The organism is Devosia sp., assembly GCF_014860165.1.
In the GTDB taxonomy this organism is placed as follows: Bacteria; Pseudomonadota; Alphaproteobacteria; order Rhizobiales; family Devosiaceae; genus Devosia.
In genome coordinates this window covers 22,658-39,889 of the sequence record NZ_JACZKG010000070.1, presented here as the reverse complement: position 1 = coordinate 39,889, position 17,232 = coordinate 22,658, and the positions used below count along the sequence as shown (strand labels likewise).

Here is a 17,232-nt window from a genome sequence, read left to right as displayed (position 1 = left end):
CGGCGCTAGCGTGTCTGCCAGGTGCCGGCGCGGCCGCTCTGATAGCCATATTGATAGAGCGCGGTCAGCCATTGCGGGTTGCCGAACACGCTGGCGCTTTCAGGGAAATCGGCTGGAATGGCGGTCAGGCGGAAGGCCAACCCGGCCTTGCGGGCAGAATTGCTCAGTTGTTCGAGATTGCTGCGCCCGAGATATTTGAGCAACGTTGGCACGGCGCGCTCAAGCAGCGACAGGCTGGATATCCGCACCGTGGCGGGGCTGGGCGCCACCACGCCATTGAAGATCACATAGAGCTTCTGTACGCCACGGCGGTTCCTGACAAAGGCTTCGTAGCCCCCTGGCAGCAACAGAACCTGCTCGGTCACGCCGCCATCGACATGCAGTTCCTCAAACGCCATGCCCTGGGCCGAAACGTCGAGCAGGATAGGCGGGAAGATGCCGGGCACGGCGGCTGAGGCCAGAATGATGCGGTGCACCAGGTCGAGCTTGTTCGGGATGTTGCTGATGGCAATGGCGCCGATATCCCAAATCATGGGGCGCTGCGCATTGAGATTGGTGGTGCCGATATAGAGCCGACGCCCTTTCCTGTGGGCTGCGCCGATGGCGTCGAGCGTCTGGTGGTCGACCAGGCCGCGGATGGCTGCTTGCAGGGGAGCATTGCTCATCACCGACGGCGCGCCGAAGAGCGCGCCCAGGAAGTTGGTGCCGGATGAGCTGTCCTTCTGGGTCAGACTGGAAAAAACTGTGCGCAGCCGTTCGTCGTAGCTGGGTCCCAGAAAGGCCATGGGTGCGATCATGGCGCCGACGCTGATGCCGGTGACGACTTCGAACTCGGGGCGCCCGCCTTTGGCGGTCCAGCCGACCAGGAAGCCGGCGCCGTAGGCGCCATTGATGCCGCCGCCCGAGAGTGTCAGATAGTCCACATCGCCGTCGGGGCCCGGAGCAACCTGCGCCTGAATGCGGGCAAATTCATCATCGTCGCCCCAGTAGCGTACACGCTGATCGGCCGGAATGATTGCCTCGGCCACCAGTTGCGGGGGGATTTGCTGACGCGGCTGCATGGTGCTGCAGGCGGCCACGGCCAGCAGCACTGCTATGGTGATCGCGGTTTGCAGGGCGGCCTTTAGGGGCATATGGCTCGACGCTCGCTGGGACTGGCAGGTAGACTAGGCGATATTGGTATGCAGCGGCGCGAGCCTTGCATATTGAGGTGTTCAATTGGTTATTGGTGGAGCGGGGCAGCAGATGCAGGCATTCTTGTTGGTCGGGGCGGGCGGTGCCATTGGCGCCATGGCGCGCTTCGGCATTGCCAGTCTTGTCGGTCGGCTCTGGCCAATGGGCTTTCCGCTCGCCACCCTGCTCATCAACATGATCGGCTCGGTCGCCATGGGCATATTCATCGGCCTCATGGCCCGCTTCCTGCCGCCATGGCAGGGAGATGCCCGGCTGTTCGTCGCCGTCGGCATCCTTGGCGGTTTCACGACCTTCTCGACCTTCTCGCTCGATACCGTCGCGCTGATCGAGCGTGGCGAACTGCTGCAGGCGGGCTTCTATGTGCTGTTGTCGGTTGTGCTCTGCCTCATTGGGCTTTATCTCGGGCTTTTGGTGACCCGAGGCGTGGCATGAGTGGCGTTCAACAGCGGCAGGTGAATGACGACGAAGACGGGATGCGTCTGGATCGCTGGTTCGCCACCCATTTCCCCCAGCTCGGCTTCGGACGCCTGCAAAAGCTCATCCGCAATGGCGAGGTCAAGGTCGATAAGGCGAAGGTGACCACGAGCACGCGGCTGGTTGGTGGCCAGACGGTGCGCATCCCGCCGATCGACGATCCGGATGTGGTCAAGCCGGTCAAGCTCAACGAGGCCGATGCCCAGTTCCTGCGCGACCTCATCCTCTACGAGGACGACGACATCTATGTCTTCAACAAGCCCCATGGCCTGGCTGTGCAGGGCGGCAGCGGCACCAAGCGCCATCTCGACGGCATGCTGAAAAGCCTGCCCAACAAGAAGGGCGAGGCGCCGCGCCTGGTGCATCGCCTCGACCGCGACACATCTGGCTGCCTCGTCGTCGCAAAGACCAAGCAGGCGGCGAGCCATTTTGGCAACGTGTTCCGCTCTCGCTCGGCCCGCAAGATCTACTGGGCGGTGGTCGCCGGCAACCCGCATCCGCAGCAGGGCGAAATCTCCTGCTTCCTGGCGCGCCAGAGCACGGAAGACGGCGAGCAGATGGTGGTGGTCAAGAATGGCACCCCGGGCGCCCAGCACTCAATGAGCTACTATTCGACCACCGACACGGCCAGCAAGCGCTTCGCCTGGGTCACGCTCAAGCCCGTCACCGGCCGCACCCACCAGTTGCGCGTGCATATGGCCCAGCTCGGCACGCCGATTATCGGCGATCCGCGCTATTTCAATATCGAGAACTGGCAGGGCGCTCCGGGCCTCAGCGAGGGCCTGCACCTGCATGCCCGCCGCATCGCCATTCCGCTGCGCAACGGTAAGCGCCTCGATATCTCGGCGCCCTTGCCGCCGCATATGCGGGCGAGCTTTGAAACGCTGGGCTTCGACCCCGATCGTTACGATGTCAGCGGCGACCCGGAGGATGGCGCGTGAGCCTGGTCGTTTTCGACATGGACGGCACGCTGATCGATAGTGGCGCCGAGATCACGGCGCGGGTCTTCAAGGCCTTTGCCGCTGTTGGCCTGGCGGCGCCGTCCGAACAGGTGATCCGGGCCAATGTCGGCCTGTCGCTGCCGATCTACCTCAGCGCCGTATCCGGCAGCGACGATCCGGAGGTGATCTCGGCGCTGTTCGACGCTTACCGGGCCGCCGCCGCGGCCTCCCTGCCGGGCCAGATGCCCATGTTCGATGGCGCGCGGGCGCTGCTGGATCGGCTCAAGGCGCGGCCGGGAATGCAGCTTGCCGTGGCGACCGGCAAGGGGCGGGCAGGGCTGGACAAGACCCTGGCGCAGAACGACATGGCCCACTATTTCACGAGCCTGCAGACGCCGGATGACAATCCGTCCAAACCCCATCCAGGCATGCTCCATTCTGCCATGGACGAGTGCGGCGTCGGGCCAGGCGAGACGGTGATGATCGGCGACGCGGTGTTCGACATCCAGATGGCCAATGCTGCCGGGGTGCGATCCATCGGCGTGGCCTGGGGCCTGCAACCGGTGGCGGCACTCGTGGCCGCCGGGGCCACGGCCACTGTCGACCGCTTCAATGCGCTCTATGATCGCATCGACCAATTGCTGGAAGAAAAGACCCATGCGTGATCAGCTCGAGGACGCCCACCAACATCGCGACGATGGCTATGGCCGCGCCCAGCACCTTAACAGGGTTGAACTGCCCAAGCGCTTCTACAAGGAAGTCGCGGCGGGTCCGATCGATGGCGGCTTCGTCGTCACGCTCGATGGTAGGCCTGTGCGCACGCCGGGGCGGAAGCTGCCGGTGCTCGTGCCCGCCGCGGCCATTGCCACCGCCATGGCCGAGGAATGGGCGGCTCAGGGCGAGTTCATCGACCCGGCCACCATGCCCATGGTTCGGCTCATCAATTCGGCCATTGAGAGCGGCGAGGAGATGATTCCGGCCTTCCGCGAGGAAGTCGTCAAATTCGCCGCCAGCGATCTGATGCTCTATCGCGCCGAAAGCCCGCGGGAACTGGTTTCGGAGCAGGAACTGGCCTGGGACAAGGCGCTGACCGCCATTGCCCGCCATTTCGGCGTCAGCTTTCAGCCGACAATGGGCATCATCCACCAGTCGCAGCCCAAGGCGACGCTCGACCGCCTGGCGGAGGCGCTGGTGGGAGAAAACCTGTTCGTGTTGACCGCGCTGGTGTCGATCACCGGACTGACCGGTTCAGGTCTTCTGGCCATGGGCCTCTGGCACAAACTGTTTTCACCCGACCAGGTGTGGCAGGCGGCGCATGTCGACGAGGATTACCAGATCAGCCACTGGGGCGAGGACGATGAGGCCGCCGAGCGCCGTGTCAAGCGCCGGGTCGAGTTCGATACCGCCGTGGCGGTGCTGGACGCGATGCGCGCCTAGCGCGGCTTGGCCGCTGTCGCCTTGACCCAGTCGTTGACCTCGGGGGCGATTTCGCCCAAGGGGACCAGCACGAAGCTGCGCTCATGCGCATAGGGGTGCGGCAGGGTCAGGCGAGGTGTCCGGATTTCGAACTGGTCGTAGGCGATGATGTCGATATCGATCAGCCGCGGCCCCCAGACCTCTTCGCGCACGCGGCCCATGGCCACTTCGATGCCGAGCAGAACATCCAGCAATTCCATAGGCTTGAGCGTTGTATCGATGCCGATGGCCATGTTGGCGAAGTCCGGCTGGTCGGTCTTGCCCCATGGCTCGGTGCTGAGCACGCTGGATTGGGCGATTATGGTGATCTGGGGGTGTGCGGCGATGCGCCGGACCGCATCGGCGAGTTGCGCCGGCGGATCACCCAGATTGGCGCCGAGGCTCAGCCAGGCCTTTGAGCTCATTGCGTTTTCCGCTCGCGGTGCAGTTCAATCGCCGCTTCGCCGCGGACCATGGCAATGGGCGCTTCCGGCTTGCGAACGCGGATGACGACCCAGTTAACAGTCTGAAATGCCTCGAAGATTGCGTCGACGATGTTCTGCGCCACGGCTTCGAGCAGCTTCATGCGACGGGTCTCGAAGGCGGATTTCACCACGTCATAGATTTCCGCATAGGATATGCCGGTGCTGAGGCGATCGGTGGTGGCGGGGCCCGACAGGTCGACACCCAGTTCCAGATCGATGAAGAATCGCTGGCCTAGCTTGGCCTCCTCGGCGAAGACGCCGTGATAGCCATAAAAACCCAGATCTTTCAGGATGATACGGTCGCCCGTGAAGCCTTGGCTCATCTGCTATCCCCGTTCTGCAGGCGGAGCCTATAGGCCCGCGGGCGGACCATACAGCGTCGCTTGCGCCACGCGAAGGGCGTCGCGGTTCGCCCTGACATCGTGCACCCGGAAGATGTGACCGCCATTGATATAGCCGAGCACAGTGGTTGCGATCGTCCCCGCCAGGCGCTGGTCGGGCGTATTGTCGAGCAGCTTCCCGATCATCGACTTGCGGGAGGTGCCAATCAGGATCGGAAATTGCTGCGGGCATGCCGCAAGAAAGCCTGCAAGAAGCTGGTAGTTTTCCGCAAGCGACTTGCCGAAGCCAAAGCCGGGGTCGAGGATCAGCCCGTCGCGGCCCATGCCGGCCCGTTCCGCCAGCGCGATGCTGTGCGTGAAGTAGTCCTGCATGTCGTCGAACAGCGGCCGGGTCGTGTCGCGATCCTTCTGCCAGTGCATCGCGATGACCGGCACGTCGTGCAGGGCGGCGACCTCGGCCATTTGCGGGGCGCCCTGCAGGCCGTGGACGTCGTTGATGATGGTGGCGCCGGCCTGGATGGCCTGGTCGGCCACCAGGGGCTTGTAGGTGTCGATGGAGAGGGGCACGCCGATGCCGTCAGCGACCAGTGCGTCGATGACGGGCATGACGCGATCCAGTTCCTCCTGCACGCCCACCGGTTCCGAGCCCGGCCGGGTGCTTTCGCCACCGACATCGATGATATCGGCGCCTTCGGCGATCATCTGCCGCGCATGGGCCAGGGCGCTGTCGAGCAGGTTGTGCTGGCCGCCATCGGAGAAGCTGTCGGGGGTGACGTTGAGGATGCCCATGACCAGAGGCGTCTGGCCGAGGATCAGCGGCGCGCGGCCGGGCAGCGGGATGGTGTGGGTGGTGTGCATGGCGGCACGACCTCGTGGTTGGGCAGGCTCGCCATGTGGTCTACTGCAGATTCGGCGCGGTCAGTAGTCAGAACGGCCAGACCAGCATGAGCACAGGCACGGCGACCAGTACGACCAGGATCGAGAGGGGCGCGCCGAGCCGCCAATAGTCGCCGAACTTGTAGCCGCCCGGGCCCATGACCAGGGTGTTGCACTGGTGGCCGATGGGGGTAAGGAAGTCGCAACCGGCGCCGATGGCCACGGCGAGCAGGAAGGCTTCGGGAGCATAGCCCAGGCTGGTGGCGAAAGTCGCGGCGATGGGGGCCATGACCAGCACGGTGGCGGCATTGTTGAGGAAGGGGGTGACCGCCATGGTCGCCACCATGATGAGGGCCAGGGCGCCCCAGTCGGGCAGGGTGCTGGCGGTGGCCGAAAGCCAGTTGGCGATGAGATCGGTGCCGCCCGAACTGCGCAGCGAATCCGAAACGGGAATCAGGCAGGCCAGCATGATCAGGATCGGTGCATCGAGGGCGGAATAGACGTCCCGCAGCGGGATCGAGCGGCTCAGCACCATGGCGACGGCGGCAGTGAAGAAGGCCGGCGCCACTGGAACGACGCCGAAGGCGGTCGCCGCCATGGCGACCAGCAGGATGGCCAGAGGGACGAGACCGTTGCGGACACTGCCCAGGCGCAGGCCACGCTCGACCAGTGGCAGGCAATCCCACTCGCGCAGCAGTTCGGGCAGCCGCCCCATATGCCCCTGCAGCAGGATGACGTCGCCGTTCTGGAAGCGGATCTGCCCCAGCCGCTCGGTGAAGCGCTGGTCGCGCCGACTGACCGCGAGCAGATTGAGCCCGGTGCGGTCGAACAGGGTCAGCTCCTGCGCTGTCGCCCCGATCAGCGCCGAACTTTCCCCGATCACCGCCTCGATGGTGCCCATATGGGCCGCATCCTTGGTGGCGGCGCCGCGCCGCTCGGAAAAAACCAGGCCGGACTGGGTCACCATATTGTCCAGCGCATCGGCGGCGCCCTCGATGACCAGGATGTCGCCGAGCCGCAGCTTCATGTCGGGCAGGGGCGTGCGGCGTTGGCCGGAGGCGCCGAGGATGCGGATGATCATGGCGCGTCCGTCGGCATTGCGCTGGATCTCGGCCACAGTCCTGCCGATGGCGGGGGATTCCTCGGCTACGCGGGCTTCGGTCGTGTAGTTCTTGATCTCGATGGCGCTGTCCATGCCGATGCCCTGCCGCTGGCGCTCGGGCAGCAGGCGATAGCAGAGGCTGAGGAAGATCACCCCGACCACCGAAAGTGCCAGGCCGGTGGGCGTATAGTCGAACATGGTGAAGGGCTGGCCGGTCATCTCCTCGCGAATGCGGGAGACGATGATGTTGGGCGAGGTACCGATCTGGGTCATCAGCCCGCCGAGCAGCGAGCCGAACGACATGGGCATGAGGAATAGCGACGGCGACACACTGGATTTGCGCGCCATCTGGAAGGCGATCGGCATCATGATGGCGAGTGCGCCGATATTCTTGATGAAGGCGCTGAGCACGGTCACGACCACGACCAGCAGGATGAGCTGGGCCCGGGGCGAGCTGATTCCGGGGGCAAAGCGCCGGACGGCGACCTCCATGATGCCGGAATAGGAGACTGCAGCGCTGACCACCAGCGCACTGCCGACAATGATGACGATATCGTCGGAGAAGCCGCTGAAAGCCTCGGACGGTGGCACAATGCCCAACGCCATGGCGGCGATCAGTGCGGCGACGGCCACGACATCATAACGCCAGCGCCCCCAGACAAAGGCCAGCATCATGAGCCCGATGGTCAGGAAGACGAACACTTGAGGCAGGGTCATTGGGGCTCCACCGATAGCGGCCAGCGCAACACACCGCAGATCGGGGCGCGTCTGCAAGTGCCAAAATCGTCCCATTGCAGTATTAGATGCGAAACCCAACCCAATTGCGCCGAATGGCGGAGGAGTCCGGATGAAGCAGCTTTTCACCACGCTTGGGCCACTGACCAAGGCCCAACTGGGCAAAATCCTGCCGCACGAGCATGTCTTTGTCGACCTGCGCACACCCGACCAGCCGGGCTATGCCCAGGCCGAGGCGGCCGACGTCGTGGCGCTGATGGCACCGCAGATCGAGGCGATCAAGGCGCAGGGGATCACGGCTTTGGTCGAGTGTTCGACCGGTGGCGTAGGGTTGCGCGTGGATCTCGACCTGGCCGTGTCGAAGGCGACCAATTTCCCCATCGTGGTACCCACGGGCAATTATCGCGAGCCATGGATTCCGGAATGGGTGAGCACAGCCAGCGAAGCCGAGCTCGAGGCGGCGATGCTGCGCGATCTCACCCAGGGCGTCGGCAATACGGGTGTCAAGGCCGCCTGGATCAAGATCAGCGCCGGCGATGACGGCATTACCCCGATCGAGGCCCGCATCCTGCGCGCCGCCGCTCGCGCCGCCAAGGCGACGGGGGCGGTCATCGGCTCGCATACGATCAAGGGGCGCGTGGTGATGGACCAGCTCGATATCATCGAGGCGGAGGGCTACACGGCCAGCCGGTTCATCTCGATCCATACCCAGGCCGAGCCGGATTTCGAGATGCACAAGGCCGTCGCGGCGCGTGGCGCCTGGATCGAATATGACAATCTTGGCTGGGTGCCGGACGAGGAGAGCGTGCCGCTGATCCTCAAGGCGCTGGAAGCTGGGCTGGGCGGGCAATTGTTGCTGAGCCACGACATGGGCTGGTTCGACCCGGCCAAGCCCGGTGGTGGCGAGCCACGGCCCTATACGCATCTGGTGGACAGCGTGCTGCCCAAGCTGCGGGCAGCGGGTGTGAGTGAGGCTGTCATGGTGCAGCTGACGGAGGTCAATCCGTTCGAGGCGTTTGCGCGGTAGGTGGGGCACTGCGCCCGACGACACACTCGGCCCAACCACCCCAAGGACCGGGTGCGGATGGCGCAGTATATTTCGATGTTCCCGGCCGACGCGGGCAATGTGGCCGAGCGCACCGAGCACATCCGGCTGTGGCGCGAGTTGGACCACCCGCAGCGCGACGCCTTCCCGGGTGATCCGCGGGAATGGGAAAGGAAGCATGCGACGACGGCCAAGCTCACGCTGCTGGGCGAGAAGTTGCTGGGGCTCAAGAGCTGGCATTGAGCCCCAGCGGGCGGATTACAGATCGAGGAACCCGATGGCAGCCTCGGCCAGGCGTAAATCGCTGCCGATGGCATAGTGGGTGACGCTGGGAATGACGGCGAAGCGATTGGGCGTCATCCCCGAACCGTCCCAGCCGCCATCGATCTTGCCGCCGCCTAGCAGCTCGAAAAATGCGGTGGCGTGGCTGATACGGACGGCGTCATAGTCGCCGACTACCAGCAGGGTAGGCGCCGTGATGCCGGGGATTTCGGCGGACCAGTCGTAGTCCTTGCCGATCATGCTGCCCATCTGCTCGAGCAGCTTGGGAAAGTTGTCCGGGTCGGGCGCGACGGAAACGTAGGCCTCGTACATCGGCGTACCCATCATGCCCTCGGCCAGGTGCGCGCCTATCTGGCGCATGCCCTCGGCATTGTAGTCGTGCCAGCCCGAATAGGCGAAGGGCGCCGAGACCACGATCAGCTTGTCCACCACCTCGGGGTGATCGATGGCGGTGCGCAGGGCAGTGATGCCGCCGAACGAATAGCCCATGATGTCGGCCCTTTCGAAGCCGAGCCACCCGATGAGCTCGGCAATGTCGGTGGCGAGGGCCTCGAATGTCATCGGCCGGTCGAAGGGCAGGGTGCGGCCATGCGCCTGGAGATCGACACCGATGACCTGGCGAGTCTCAGCCAGCTTGGCGAGGACCGGACCGAACATTCCCATATTCATCAGGCCACCATGGAGCAGCACCAGAGGCTCTCCTTCGCCAAAAACGGCGTAGTAGACCTCGACGCCGTTGACGGGGGCGTAACCGGATTTGGACGGGGCGGGCAGCATGGCAGCTCCTTGGGCAGGCTGGGTGGGTTGCTGGGAATGCACGGGCAATGCCAGGAGCGGCAGAAGCGCGGTGGTCAGGGACAGGAATGTACGTCTGAGCATGGGAACCTCCTCGGGGTATGCCTTGGCGACGAGCGGAAGCGGACCGGATCGACAAGCGGGCGGAAGAATATTCTGGCCTTGCCGTTGATTATGGAAAACCGTGGGCGAGCAACCAGTTGGCGACCGCCGTGCGGCCTGTTACATCCGCACGCGATGTCCGCGGTTCTTCCCTTCATCAAGCGCTTCGTGCCCGGCCTGGCGCCTGTCAGCCTGGGCGAGCGGCTGCGTGCGTCGATCGGGGCGCTGATCGGCATCCTGGTCACCGGGGCGGTGGCGGGGCTGGCGCTGGGGGGCACAAGCGACGTGCCACTGCTGATCGCGCCGATGGGGGCGTCGGCCGTGCTGCTGTTCGCGGTGCCGACGAGCCCGCTGGCGCAACCCTGGTCGATTATTGGCGGCAATACGATCGCGGCGCTGATCGGGGTGACCTGCGCCCGCTATGTCGGCGAGCCGATGCTGGCGGCCGCGCTGGCGGCGGGCCTTGCCATCGCTGTCATGATGGCGCTGCGGTGCCTGCATCCGCCGAGTGGCGCAGTGGCGCTGACGGCGGTGCTGGGCGGGCCGGCTATCCAGTCGGCCGGCTATGGCTTCGTGGTGTGGCCGGTGCTGGTCAATTCGGTGCTGCTGCTGCTGGCGGCGCTGCTGTTCAACAATCTCACCGGCCGCCGCTATCCGCATCTGGCGCCGGTGCCCGGCAATCCGCACCGCACCGCCGATCCGCTGCCGATGGGCAGGCTGGGCGTGACGCAGGACGATATCAGCGCCGTGCTGGCGCAGTATGACCTGGTGCTGCCTGTCGCGACCGATGATCTCGAAGACATCCTGCACCGGGCAGAAATCCGCGCCTATGACCGGCGCTCGGGCGGCGTTACCTGCGCTGACATCATGGGCCGCGATGTGCAATCGGTCGGGCCCAAGACCGGCCTGCGCGAGGCGCTGCGACATTTGCGCGAGCATCACATCAAGGCGCTGCCTGTGGTCGACCTCGACAACCGGGTGATCGGCATCCTGACGCAGACCGACCTGCTCGACAAAGCCGACTGGGGCATGTCGGCGACGGGGTCGGGCCTGGGCTGGCGCTTGCGCTCGATCAGCAATTCGGATCGGCGGCTCAAGGGCCAGGTGGAAGACATCATGAGCGCCCCGGTCAAGGCGGCGCGGCCCGAGACCCATATCGCGCAGATCGTGCCCTTCATGGCCGATGCCGGGCTGCACCACCTGCCAGTGGTGGATGAGGCGGGACACCTTGTGGGGATGGTAACGCAGTCGGACGTGATGGCGGCGATGTTCGCGGTGGCGAGCGGCAAGGGGCTGTAGGCGACGATCCGCTCTACAACCCCGCGTCATTCCCGCGAAGGCGGGAATGACGTGGTGATGGGTATGATCCTGCCGCAGTGCTGACCGCACTGGAGGGGGCCAGGCTCCAGCCGACCAACAAAAAGGCGCCGCTGGCGCGACGCCTCTGAACTTGAGTCCGAATTCGCGGCTAAGTCGCTCTTAGTTCAGCGCTTTCGCCGGCTCGGCGAACAGGTCGTATTCGTCGCTGTCGGTCACCACAACGTCGAGCATGTCGCCCGGCTTGATGCCAGTGGCATTGGCAATGATGACCTGGCCGTCGATCTCGGGGGCGTCCCACTTGGAGCGGGCGATGGCCTTGTTGGCCTCGGGCTGTACGTCGTCCACCAGCACCTGGATGGTGCGACCGACCTTCTTGGCGAGCTGACCGGTGGAGACGTTCTGCGCCACTTCCATCAGGCGTTCCCAGCGATCCTGCATCACGTCGTCGGGGACAATGCCTTCGAGCTCGTTGGCCGGGGCGCCCGTGACGGGCTCATATTTGAAGCAGCCGGCGCGGTCGATTTCGGCTTCCTCGATGAAGTCGAGCATCATCTCGAAATCTTCCTCGGTCTCGCCGGGGAAACCGACGATGAAGTTGGATCGCACAGTCAGATCAGGGACTTGGTGCTTCCAGTCGAGAATTCGATTCAGGGTCTTTTCCTGATGCGCGGGGCGGCGCATGGCCTTGAGCACCTTGGGGGAGGCGTGCTGGAACGGAATGTCGAGATAGGGCAGGACCAGGCCGTCGGCCATCAGTTCCATCACCTGGTCGACATGCGGGTAGGGGTAGACATAGTGCAGGCGCACCCAGGCGCCGAGCTGGCCCAGTTCCTTGGCGAGGTCATAGAACTTGGCCTTGACCGGGCGGCCGCGATAGTTGCTTTCGGCATATTTGATATCGACGCCATAGGCTGACGTATCCTGGCTGATGACCAGTAGCTCCTTGACGCCCGAGCGGATCAGGCCTTCGGCCTCGCCGAGAATGCCGGCTGCCGGGCGCGAGGCCAGGTCGCCGCGAATCTGGGGGATGATGCAGAACGAGCAGCGGTTGTTGCAGCCCTCGGAAATCTTGAGATAGGCGTAGTGGCGCGGGGTCAGCTTGAGGCCGGCTTCCGGCACCAGGTCGACGAACTTATTGGGCACGGGCGGCAGGTGCTCATGCACGGCGCTGACCACGTTCTCGTATTGGTGCGGGCCGGAAATGGCGAGCACCGACGGATGGGTCTTGCGGATCAGCTCTTCCTCGACGCCCAGGCAGCCAGTGACGATGACGCGGCCGTTTTCGTTCAGGGCCTCGCCGATGGCTTCGAGCGATTCCTGCTTGGCGCTGTCGAGGAAGCCGCAGGTGTTGACGAGGACGATGTCGGCACCCGCATAATCGCGGCTGAACGAATAGCCCTGGCTGCGCAGGGTCGACATGATGCGTTCGCTGTCGACGAGGGCTTTGGGGCAGCCGAGGCTGACGAGGCCAATTTTTGGCGCTTGGCTCATGAGAGCTTTGAGTTCCGATGTGGGAAATGGTTGCGCGCGTCATACAGAATGTTTGACGGTTACGCAATGTGACTGCCTCCCGCGCGACGCGGGGCTGGCCTGTCCAAGGCGATGGACACGCGAAGGTGATCGCTGGCTACGGTGAACAGTGTGTCTGCTATTTGTCCGGTACTTGAACGCAAGCGATTGCTTTATCGGGGTTTTTGCCGATGCGCCTGATGGGGTGGCGCGGCACTCCCCCCTTAGTTCAAGGACTAACACATGTTCGATCGTCTCTCCGCCTATGCGCCGCAGGCCCTCGCTGTCCTGCGCATCGTGACCGGCCTGCTGTTCGTGCTGCATGGCACGCAGAAGCTGTTCGGCTTCCCCGCAACTGAATTCCAGCCGCCGCTGATGAGCCTGTTCGGCGCTGCCGGCGTGATCGAGCTGATCACCGGCGTCATGATCATTGTCGGTTTCTTCACCCGCCCGGCCGTGTTTATCGCCTCGGGCACAATGGCCGTCGCCTATTGGATGGTTCATGCGCCGGGCAACCTGTTCCCGGCCAACAATGGCGGCGACGCTGCCATCCTGTTCTGCTTCGTGTTCCTCTACCTGGTGTTTGCCGGTCCGGGCGCCTGGAGCGTCAACAAGCAGTAGTCTGCCGCGCAGAAATCAAAGGGGCCGCCGGACTGACATCCGGCGGCCCCTTTTCATTGAGGCTCAGGTTACCCCTTGGGCGGCGGCGTCCGCTTGGCGGTGCGACGTGGCTTGAACACTTCGCCGGGGGTCGTGGCCGGGGCGCGTGGCACCTCGCTGGCGGGCGGGACATAGGGGGCAGGCTCGGTGGCCGGGGTGATGTATTCGTCGGCCTCGGCATAATCGAGATTGTCGCCTTCCTCGGCCAGGTCCCTGATCGCCTCGCGCACCTCATCGAGCAGCGAAGCCGAGTAGCGCGAGCGGTTGACCGTCTCGCCGCTCTGCTCGTGCGCCTTGAACCAGACCAGCAGTGCCTCGCTGGCGATGCGCAGGCCCACCAGGGAGAGCAGGCCGAAGACGGCGATCTCGAGCAGGCCCCACAGACCATTGCCGAAGCCGAAGCCGAAGCTCCAGAACAGATGGCTGACGGCCCAGAGAAGGATGCCGGCGAGGCCGAGCGCATAGAAGATGGGCACCAGCCGCGGCGACAGGATCGCATCGAGGCGGAACAGCGTTTGCCGGGTGAACAGGCGCTTCAGGTCGTCCAGGGTCATCGCGTCCTCCAAGGCTCGATTCGATTGTTACGCAACTTGGCCATGCGGACCAGTGCTGACAAGGCTTTCCTCTGATGCGGAAACGGTAGGGCCGAAGCGGCCTTCGAAGGCCCGGCGCAGCACGGAATCAACTTCGGGCATGGAAACGAGCTGGCCAAGGTCCTCGAAGCTGGTCACGCCCTGGTCGGAGATGCCGCAGGGCACGATGCCGTCATAGTGGCTGAGATCGGGCATGACGTTGAGCGAAATGCCGTGGAAGGTCACCCATTTGGAAACGCGCACGCCGATGGCGGCGATCTTGTCTTCCTTGAGCAGACCCTTGTCCGGGCGCTTGACCCAGACCCCGATGCGGCCGTCGCGGCGCTCACCGGCTATATTGTGCGCCGCCAGCGTGTCGATCACCCAGCCTTCGAGGCCCTTGACCAGGCAGCGGATATCGCGACCGCGCCGGGTCAGGTCGAGCATGACATAGGCCACGCGCTGGCCGGGGCCATGATAGGTATATTGCCCGCCGCGCCCGGCGTCATAGACCGGGAAGCGATCCGACAGCAGGTCCTCGGGATGTGCCGAGGTGCCAGACGTATAGAGGGGCGGGTGCTCAAGCAGCCAGACGGCCTCCTCGGCCTGGCCTGCGGCGACGGCCGCGGCACGGGCGCGCATCGTTTCCAGCGCCACCGGATAGGGCACGGGATCGGCCGAAATGATCCATTCCACAGGCCGGGCATCCAAGCGTACCAGTTTGTTACTGGTTTCGCATGCATCGCTGCCTGACGTTAACGCTTCCATAACCATGCTTGCCAGAGAGTTAGCTGTGAGAGATTCAGCGGCCGCATCATGTCGGCCGGGCCGGGGTTACGCACTTATCTATGAACACGCTAGACAATATTGAAGTGGATATCACGGTCGAACTGGGCGCGACCACCATGCCGATCCACCATCTGCTGCGGATGGGTCGCGGCGCGGTGATCGAGCTGGACGCCCATGAGAACGATCCGCTCAACATTTATGCCAACAGCACGCTGATCGCTCATGGCGAGGTGAGTGTCGAGGACGGCCACCTGCGTGTGGTGATATCGGAGAAGATCTTCAGGCGGGGATAGGTGAGCGACCGCGTTCACTCGTGCTTCCGTCATTGCCCGGCTCGTCCGGGCAATCCATTTTCGGATCCTGGATGGATCACCCGGACAAGCCGGGTGATGACGGGTTGTAACGTTCGGGACAAGCCCGTCTCCACAGCCTGCGCGCAAATCTCGATTTAAGCGCTTGAGGTTGGGAGAGACCTTTGCTACATCCCCACTCGCTTCGCCCCTTGGGGTGGGGCTCTACCAAAGTGTGCGGTCGTGGCGGAATTGGTAGACGCGCAGCGTTGAGGTCGCTGTGTCGCAAGACGTGGAAGTTCGAGTCTTCTCGACCGCACCATTCATCCTACGGATGAGACGAAAAAGGCCGTCCCTCGGGACGGCCTTTTGTCTTAGGTGGCGGGCGGCGCAGCCGGATCGGCAGGGGCGGCCGGATCGGCCGGCGCGGCATCGGCTGGCGGCGCGGTGGAATTGTCCGGGGCGCCTCCGCAGGCAGCCAGGGCAAGCGCCAGCACAAGGGCCAGCGGCGCAAGCAGAATTCGGGACATAGGATCTCCTTTGGTTTGAACCATAGATTGATCTTGGTCTTCAAGCGTCCGTGAGCTAATGGCCCCAATGGGGCGAAGATAGGGCTGAGCGGATGCTAGTGGTATCCGCCTGACATAAGAGTCCGGTTGGGGATTCCTATTGATCGCCGCGCATGCGAGTCTGATGCATGCCACCGGGATTTCCATCACCCTGACGTCGGCTGACCGTCGCCGGCTCGAAGCCATCAGCAACGACCGCAACGCTGCGCAAAAGCACGCCTGGCGAGCGGCCATCCTCTTGCTGAGCGCCGACGGCATTGGCACCGTCGAGATCATGCGCCGGACGGCCAAGTGTTAGATTCCATCCACTAGCTACTGAACCGTGGCTACGGACCGGCCCTAGTTCTTCCGCGACCTGTGCCGCTGCATCCAGTCGGCAATCTGCTCGGGGGTTGGATTTGGGCCGAGCTCCTTCAACATCTGCTGTACCGCGGCTTCCGCTTCGGCCTTGACCTGTTCGACGGTAAGGTTCGGGTCGGGTAGGGCGTTTACGTTGAAGGGGCCCTGCAACTCCGGTGGCAAAGCGAAAGGGTCCTCAACCGCGGCAGCGGGCTCGTCGTCGGTTGCGTCGTCGGTTGCGTCGTCGGCTAGCGTTATCGGATGGGTCCCGAGAACTGCGAGTAGAGCGACGGCCGCAAGCAGATGCTTCATCTGTGACTCCCCGATCAAGCTCGAACCGCGGGCTGCACATCCACGGGCTGGGGAGAGCCTAAGCCCCGCAGCACGCCCTGTCGACTCTAGAGTCGTGACGCGAAACGCCGATCTCGCCGCCCCGTCACTCCGCGGGCGAGGAACGGCCGATGGCTGGCGCCCGCGGCCGCCATTCGACAGCGCCATGCCGACCAGGATCACCACTGTTCCCAGATACTGTCCCGGCGCCAGCACTTCGCCGAGCACCGCCATGGCGAGGATGATATTGCCGATCGGCATCATGTAATTGCCCAGCGCCACGAATTGCGGCGACGCCCGGTCGATCAGCCAGAAGATGGCGAGGCCGTTGAGGCCGGTCGCCACGACGCAGGACGCCCATAAACACCCGAAGGTGCGGGCGTGGCTCGAGCGGCATCCACGGTTCGTCTTCCACCTCACGCCTACCAGCGCCTCATGGCTGAACGCGGTGGAGGGCTTCTTCGCCAAGCTCAGTCGTCGTCGCCTCAAGCGCGGCGTCTTGTGATCCGTCGTCGACCTGCAAGCCGCCATCAACCGCTTCGTCACCGAGACCAATGCAAACCCAAAGCCCTTCACATGGACCGCCGACTCAGACCGCATCATCGCCGCCGTCAGACGAGGGCACCAAGTGTTAGATTCCATCCACTAGTCGGCGCGCGGGTCGGCTGGGGCCTTGCCATTTCCGGCCGATTGCACGAAGCGCCATGCATCCTCCAGCCGCAGCGACAGCTCCTCGTCGTCCACCGTATCGAGCCGGATCAGCACCGCCGGGTAGCCGACATAGTGGTCGGTCTCGAAATAGATGTCGGGCGAGATGTCCATCAGCAGGGTCTTCTGCTCGGAGGGGCAGAGCAGCACCAGCGTGGCCGCATCCTTGAGCCGTGCGATGGTCTTGCCGCCAACCCGGAGCGATGGCAGGCCCTCGCTGCGCGTGCGCGCCACCTCAGGCAGGCGCCGCGCCTGCGCGAGCTGCTCGATGCGGCCGAATACCTGGTCGAGATCAGCAGTCATTGTGTGTGCCTAACCA

General features: G+C 64.3%; 20 protein-coding genes, 1 tRNA gene and 3 pseudogenes. 12 read left to right on the top strand and 12 right to left on the bottom strand.

Features of this window, described 5'->3' with window-relative positions; genetic code table 11:
• Positions 1-5: 5 nt before the first annotated feature.
• The gene (locus tag IH615_RS17130; protein ID WP_291363728.1) at positions 6-1,133 is read right to left on the bottom strand and encodes a patatin-like phospholipase family protein; all 1,128 of its coding nucleotides are present in this window, start codon (positions 1,131-1,133) and stop codon (positions 6-8) included.
• Positions 1,134-1,245: 112 nt separating this feature from the next.
• On the opposite strand from IH615_RS17130, the gene crcB reads away from it, so the two are divergent.
• From crcB to IH615_RS17110, 4 genes are read left to right on the top strand one after another with little or no spacing between them, the layout of a single operon-like run.
• Complete coding sequence (gene crcB / locus IH615_RS17125; RefSeq protein WP_291363726.1) at positions 1,246-1,626, top strand: fluoride efflux transporter CrcB; 381 nt, start codon at positions 1,246-1,248, stop codon at positions 1,624-1,626.
• Positions 1,623-2,609, top strand: coding sequence for an RluA family pseudouridine synthase (locus tag IH615_RS17120; protein WP_291363724.1), 987 nt, complete (start codon positions 1,623-1,625; stop codon positions 2,607-2,609). Before crcB ends, IH615_RS17120 begins: the two co-directional genes overlap by 4 nt.
• Positions 2,606-3,274 carry an HAD-IA family hydrolase gene (locus tag IH615_RS17115; protein ID WP_291363722.1) on the top strand — a complete coding sequence of 223 codons (669 nt, stop codon included), beginning with the start codon at positions 2,606-2,608 and terminating at the stop codon, positions 3,272-3,274. Before IH615_RS17120 ends, IH615_RS17115 begins: the two co-directional genes overlap by 4 nt.
• Positions 3,267-4,046, top strand: coding sequence for an ATP12 family protein (locus IH615_RS17110; protein ID WP_291363720.1), 780 nt, complete (start codon positions 3,267-3,269; stop codon positions 4,044-4,046). Before IH615_RS17115 ends, IH615_RS17110 begins: the two co-directional genes overlap by 8 nt.
• Here IH615_RS17110 and folK read toward each other — a convergent pair.
• The 4 genes from folK to IH615_RS17090 all read right to left on the bottom strand — a co-directional run bounded on the left by folK (position 4,043) and on the right by IH615_RS17090 (position 7,585).
• Positions 4,043-4,489 carry a 2-amino-4-hydroxy-6-hydroxymethyldihydropteridine diphosphokinase gene (gene folK, locus IH615_RS17105; protein ID WP_291363719.1) on the bottom strand — a complete coding sequence of 149 codons (447 nt, stop codon included), beginning with the start codon at positions 4,487-4,489 and terminating at the stop codon, positions 4,043-4,045. The genes IH615_RS17110 and folK overlap by 4 nt on opposite strands.
• Positions 4,486-4,872 carry a dihydroneopterin aldolase gene (folB, locus tag IH615_RS17100; RefSeq protein WP_291363717.1) on the bottom strand — a complete coding sequence of 129 codons (387 nt, stop codon included), beginning with the start codon at positions 4,870-4,872 and terminating at the stop codon, positions 4,486-4,488. Before folB ends, folK begins: the two co-directional genes overlap by 4 nt.
• Positions 4,873-4,899: 27 nt before the next feature.
• Complete coding sequence (gene folP / locus IH615_RS17095; protein ID WP_291363716.1) at positions 4,900-5,748, bottom strand: dihydropteroate synthase; 849 nt, start codon at positions 5,746-5,748, stop codon at positions 4,900-4,902.
• A gap of 67 nt (positions 5,749-5,815) precedes the next feature.
• Complete coding sequence (locus IH615_RS17090; RefSeq protein ID WP_291363714.1) at positions 5,816-7,585, bottom strand: SLC13 family permease; 1,770 nt, start codon at positions 7,583-7,585, stop codon at positions 5,816-5,818.
• Positions 7,586-7,715: 130 nt separating this feature from the next.
• On the opposite strand from IH615_RS17090, the gene IH615_RS17085 reads away from it, so the two are divergent.
• Entirely contained in the window at positions 7,716-8,630 is a 915-nt protein-coding gene (locus tag IH615_RS17085) for an esterase (RefSeq protein WP_291363712.1), read from the top strand.
• A 27-nt stretch (positions 8,631-8,657) separates the two neighbouring features.
• A pseudogene (locus IH615_RS17080) lies at positions 8,658-8,891 on the top strand (phytanoyl-CoA dioxygenase); the annotation flags it as partial.
• A 15-nt stretch (positions 8,892-8,906) separates the two neighbouring features.
• On the opposite strand, the gene IH615_RS17075 reads toward IH615_RS17080, so the two are convergent.
• Complete coding sequence (locus IH615_RS17075) at positions 8,907-9,809, bottom strand: alpha/beta hydrolase (RefSeq protein WP_291363710.1); 903 nt, start codon at positions 9,807-9,809, stop codon at positions 8,907-8,909.
• Between the two features lie 153 nt (positions 9,810-9,962).
• Between IH615_RS17075 and IH615_RS17070 the strand changes: the two genes are divergently transcribed.
• A complete protein-coding gene (locus IH615_RS17070) occupies positions 9,963-11,126 on the top strand; it encodes an HPP family protein (RefSeq protein ID WP_291363708.1) in 1,164 nt (387 codons plus the stop codon).
• A 180-nt stretch (positions 11,127-11,306) separates the two neighbouring features.
• Here IH615_RS17070 and rimO read toward each other — a convergent pair whose 3' ends face one another.
• The gene (rimO, locus tag IH615_RS17065) at positions 11,307-12,638 is read right to left on the bottom strand and encodes a 30S ribosomal protein S12 methylthiotransferase RimO (RefSeq protein WP_291363706.1); all 1,332 of its coding nucleotides are present in this window, start codon (positions 12,636-12,638) and stop codon (positions 11,307-11,309) included.
• Positions 12,639-12,899: 261 nt separating this feature from the next.
• On the opposite strand from rimO, the gene IH615_RS17060 reads away from it, so the two are divergent.
• On the top strand, positions 12,900-13,277 hold the full coding sequence (locus tag IH615_RS17060) for a DoxX family protein (protein WP_291363704.1): 378 nt from the start codon (positions 12,900-12,902) through the stop codon (positions 13,275-13,277).
• Positions 13,278-13,345: 68 nt separating this feature from the next.
• Here IH615_RS17060 and IH615_RS17055 read toward each other — a convergent pair whose 3' ends face one another.
• The gene (locus tag IH615_RS17055) at positions 13,346-13,870 is read right to left on the bottom strand and encodes a DUF4282 domain-containing protein (RefSeq protein ID WP_291363702.1); all 525 of its coding nucleotides are present in this window, start codon (positions 13,868-13,870) and stop codon (positions 13,346-13,348) included.
• 27 nt (positions 13,871-13,897) lie between these two features.
• Positions 13,898-14,656, bottom strand: a complete 759-nt coding sequence (gene lipB, locus IH615_RS17050; protein ID WP_291363700.1) for a lipoyl(octanoyl) transferase LipB — start codon at positions 14,654-14,656, stop codon at positions 13,898-13,900.
• An 80-nt stretch (positions 14,657-14,736) separates the two neighbouring features.
• Between lipB and IH615_RS17045 the strand changes: the two genes are divergently transcribed.
• Both IH615_RS17045 and IH615_RS17040 read left to right on the top strand, forming a co-directional pair.
• Entirely contained in the window at positions 14,737-14,970 is a 234-nt protein-coding gene (locus IH615_RS17045; RefSeq protein WP_291363697.1) for a FliM/FliN family flagellar motor switch protein, read from the top strand.
• Positions 14,971-15,204: 234 nt separating this feature from the next.
• Positions 15,205-15,289: transfer RNA gene (locus IH615_RS17040), tRNA-Leu, on the top strand.
• 52 nt (positions 15,290-15,341) lie between these two features.
• On the opposite strand, the gene IH615_RS17035 is transcribed toward IH615_RS17040, so the two are convergent.
• On the bottom strand, positions 15,342-15,497 hold the full coding sequence (locus IH615_RS17035; protein WP_291363695.1) for a hypothetical protein: 156 nt from the start codon (positions 15,495-15,497) through the stop codon (positions 15,342-15,344).
• Between the two features lie 163 nt (positions 15,498-15,660).
• Between IH615_RS17035 and IH615_RS17030 the strand changes: the two are divergent.
• Positions 15,661-15,828, top strand: a pseudogene (locus tag IH615_RS17030) (IS630 family transposase); the annotation flags it as partial.
• A 47-nt stretch (positions 15,829-15,875) separates the two neighbouring features.
• Here IH615_RS17030 and IH615_RS17025 read toward each other — a convergent pair.
• Positions 15,876-16,550 carry a DMT family transporter gene (locus IH615_RS17025; RefSeq protein ID WP_291363693.1) on the bottom strand — a complete coding sequence of 225 codons (675 nt, stop codon included), beginning with the start codon at positions 16,548-16,550 and terminating at the stop codon, positions 15,876-15,878.
• A gap of 10 nt (positions 16,551-16,560) precedes the next feature.
• Here IH615_RS17025 and IH615_RS17020 point away from each other — a divergent pair.
• Positions 16,561-16,854: pseudogene (locus tag IH615_RS17020) on the top strand (IS630 family transposase); the annotation flags it as partial.
• On the opposite strand, the gene IH615_RS17015 reads toward IH615_RS17020, so the two are convergent.
• Positions 16,851-17,216 (bottom strand): MmcQ/YjbR family DNA-binding protein, encoded by a 366-nt coding sequence (locus IH615_RS17015; protein WP_291363691.1) that lies wholly within the window; start codon positions 17,214-17,216, stop codon positions 16,851-16,853. The pseudogene IH615_RS17020 and the gene IH615_RS17015 sit on opposite strands and share 4 nt — an antisense overlap.
• Between the last annotated feature and the right edge of the window lie 16 nt (positions 17,217-17,232).

Excerpts from the sequence above, each read along its gene's own strand:
- IH615_RS17130 (WP_291363728.1), bottom strand. The coding sequence starts at position 1,133 with ATGCCCCTAAAGGCCGCCCTGCAAACCGCGATCACCATAGCAGTGCTG.
- crcB (WP_291363726.1), top strand. The coding sequence starts at position 1,246 with ATGCAGGCATTCTTGTTGGTCGGGGCGGGCGGTGCCATTGGCGCCATG.
- IH615_RS17120 (WP_291363724.1), top strand. The coding sequence starts at position 1,623 with ATGAGTGGCGTTCAACAGCGGCAGGTGAATGACGACGAAGACGGGATG.
- IH615_RS17110 (WP_291363720.1), top strand. The coding sequence starts at position 3,267 with ATGCGTGATCAGCTCGAGGACGCCCACCAACATCGCGACGATGGCTAT.
- folK (WP_291363719.1), bottom strand. The coding sequence starts at position 4,489 with ATGAGCTCAAAGGCCTGGCTGAGCCTCGGCGCCAATCTGGGTGATCCG.
- folB (WP_291363717.1), bottom strand. The coding sequence starts at position 4,872 with ATGAGCCAAGGCTTCACGGGCGACCGTATCATCCTGAAAGATCTGGGT.
- folP (WP_291363716.1), bottom strand. The coding sequence starts at position 5,748 with ATGCACACCACCCACACCATCCCGCTGCCCGGCCGCGCGCCGCTGATC.
- IH615_RS17090 (WP_291363714.1), bottom strand. The coding sequence starts at position 7,585 with ATGACCCTGCCTCAAGTGTTCGTCTTCCTGACCATCGGGCTCATGATG.
- IH615_RS17085 (WP_291363712.1), top strand. The coding sequence starts at position 7,716 with ATGAAGCAGCTTTTCACCACGCTTGGGCCACTGACCAAGGCCCAACTG.
- IH615_RS17075 (WP_291363710.1), bottom strand. The coding sequence starts at position 9,809 with ATGCTCAGACGTACATTCCTGTCCCTGACCACCGCGCTTCTGCCGCTC.
- IH615_RS17070 (WP_291363708.1), top strand. The coding sequence starts at position 9,963 with ATGTCCGCGGTTCTTCCCTTCATCAAGCGCTTCGTGCCCGGCCTGGCG.
- rimO (WP_291363706.1), bottom strand. The coding sequence starts at position 12,638 with ATGAGCCAAGCGCCAAAAATTGGCCTCGTCAGCCTCGGCTGCCCCAAA.
- IH615_RS17060 (WP_291363704.1), top strand. The coding sequence starts at position 12,900 with ATGTTCGATCGTCTCTCCGCCTATGCGCCGCAGGCCCTCGCTGTCCTG.
- IH615_RS17055 (WP_291363702.1), bottom strand. The coding sequence starts at position 13,870 with ATGACCCTGGACGACCTGAAGCGCCTGTTCACCCGGCAAACGCTGTTC.
- lipB (WP_291363700.1), bottom strand. The coding sequence starts at position 14,656 with ATGGAAGCGTTAACGTCAGGCAGCGATGCATGCGAAACCAGTAACAAA.
- IH615_RS17045 (WP_291363697.1), top strand. The coding sequence starts at position 14,737 with ATGAACACGCTAGACAATATTGAAGTGGATATCACGGTCGAACTGGGC.
- IH615_RS17035 (WP_291363695.1), bottom strand. The coding sequence starts at position 15,497 with ATGTCCCGAATTCTGCTTGCGCCGCTGGCCCTTGTGCTGGCGCTTGCC.
- IH615_RS17015 (WP_291363691.1), bottom strand. The coding sequence starts at position 17,216 with ATGACTGCTGATCTCGACCAGGTATTCGGCCGCATCGAGCAGCTCGCG.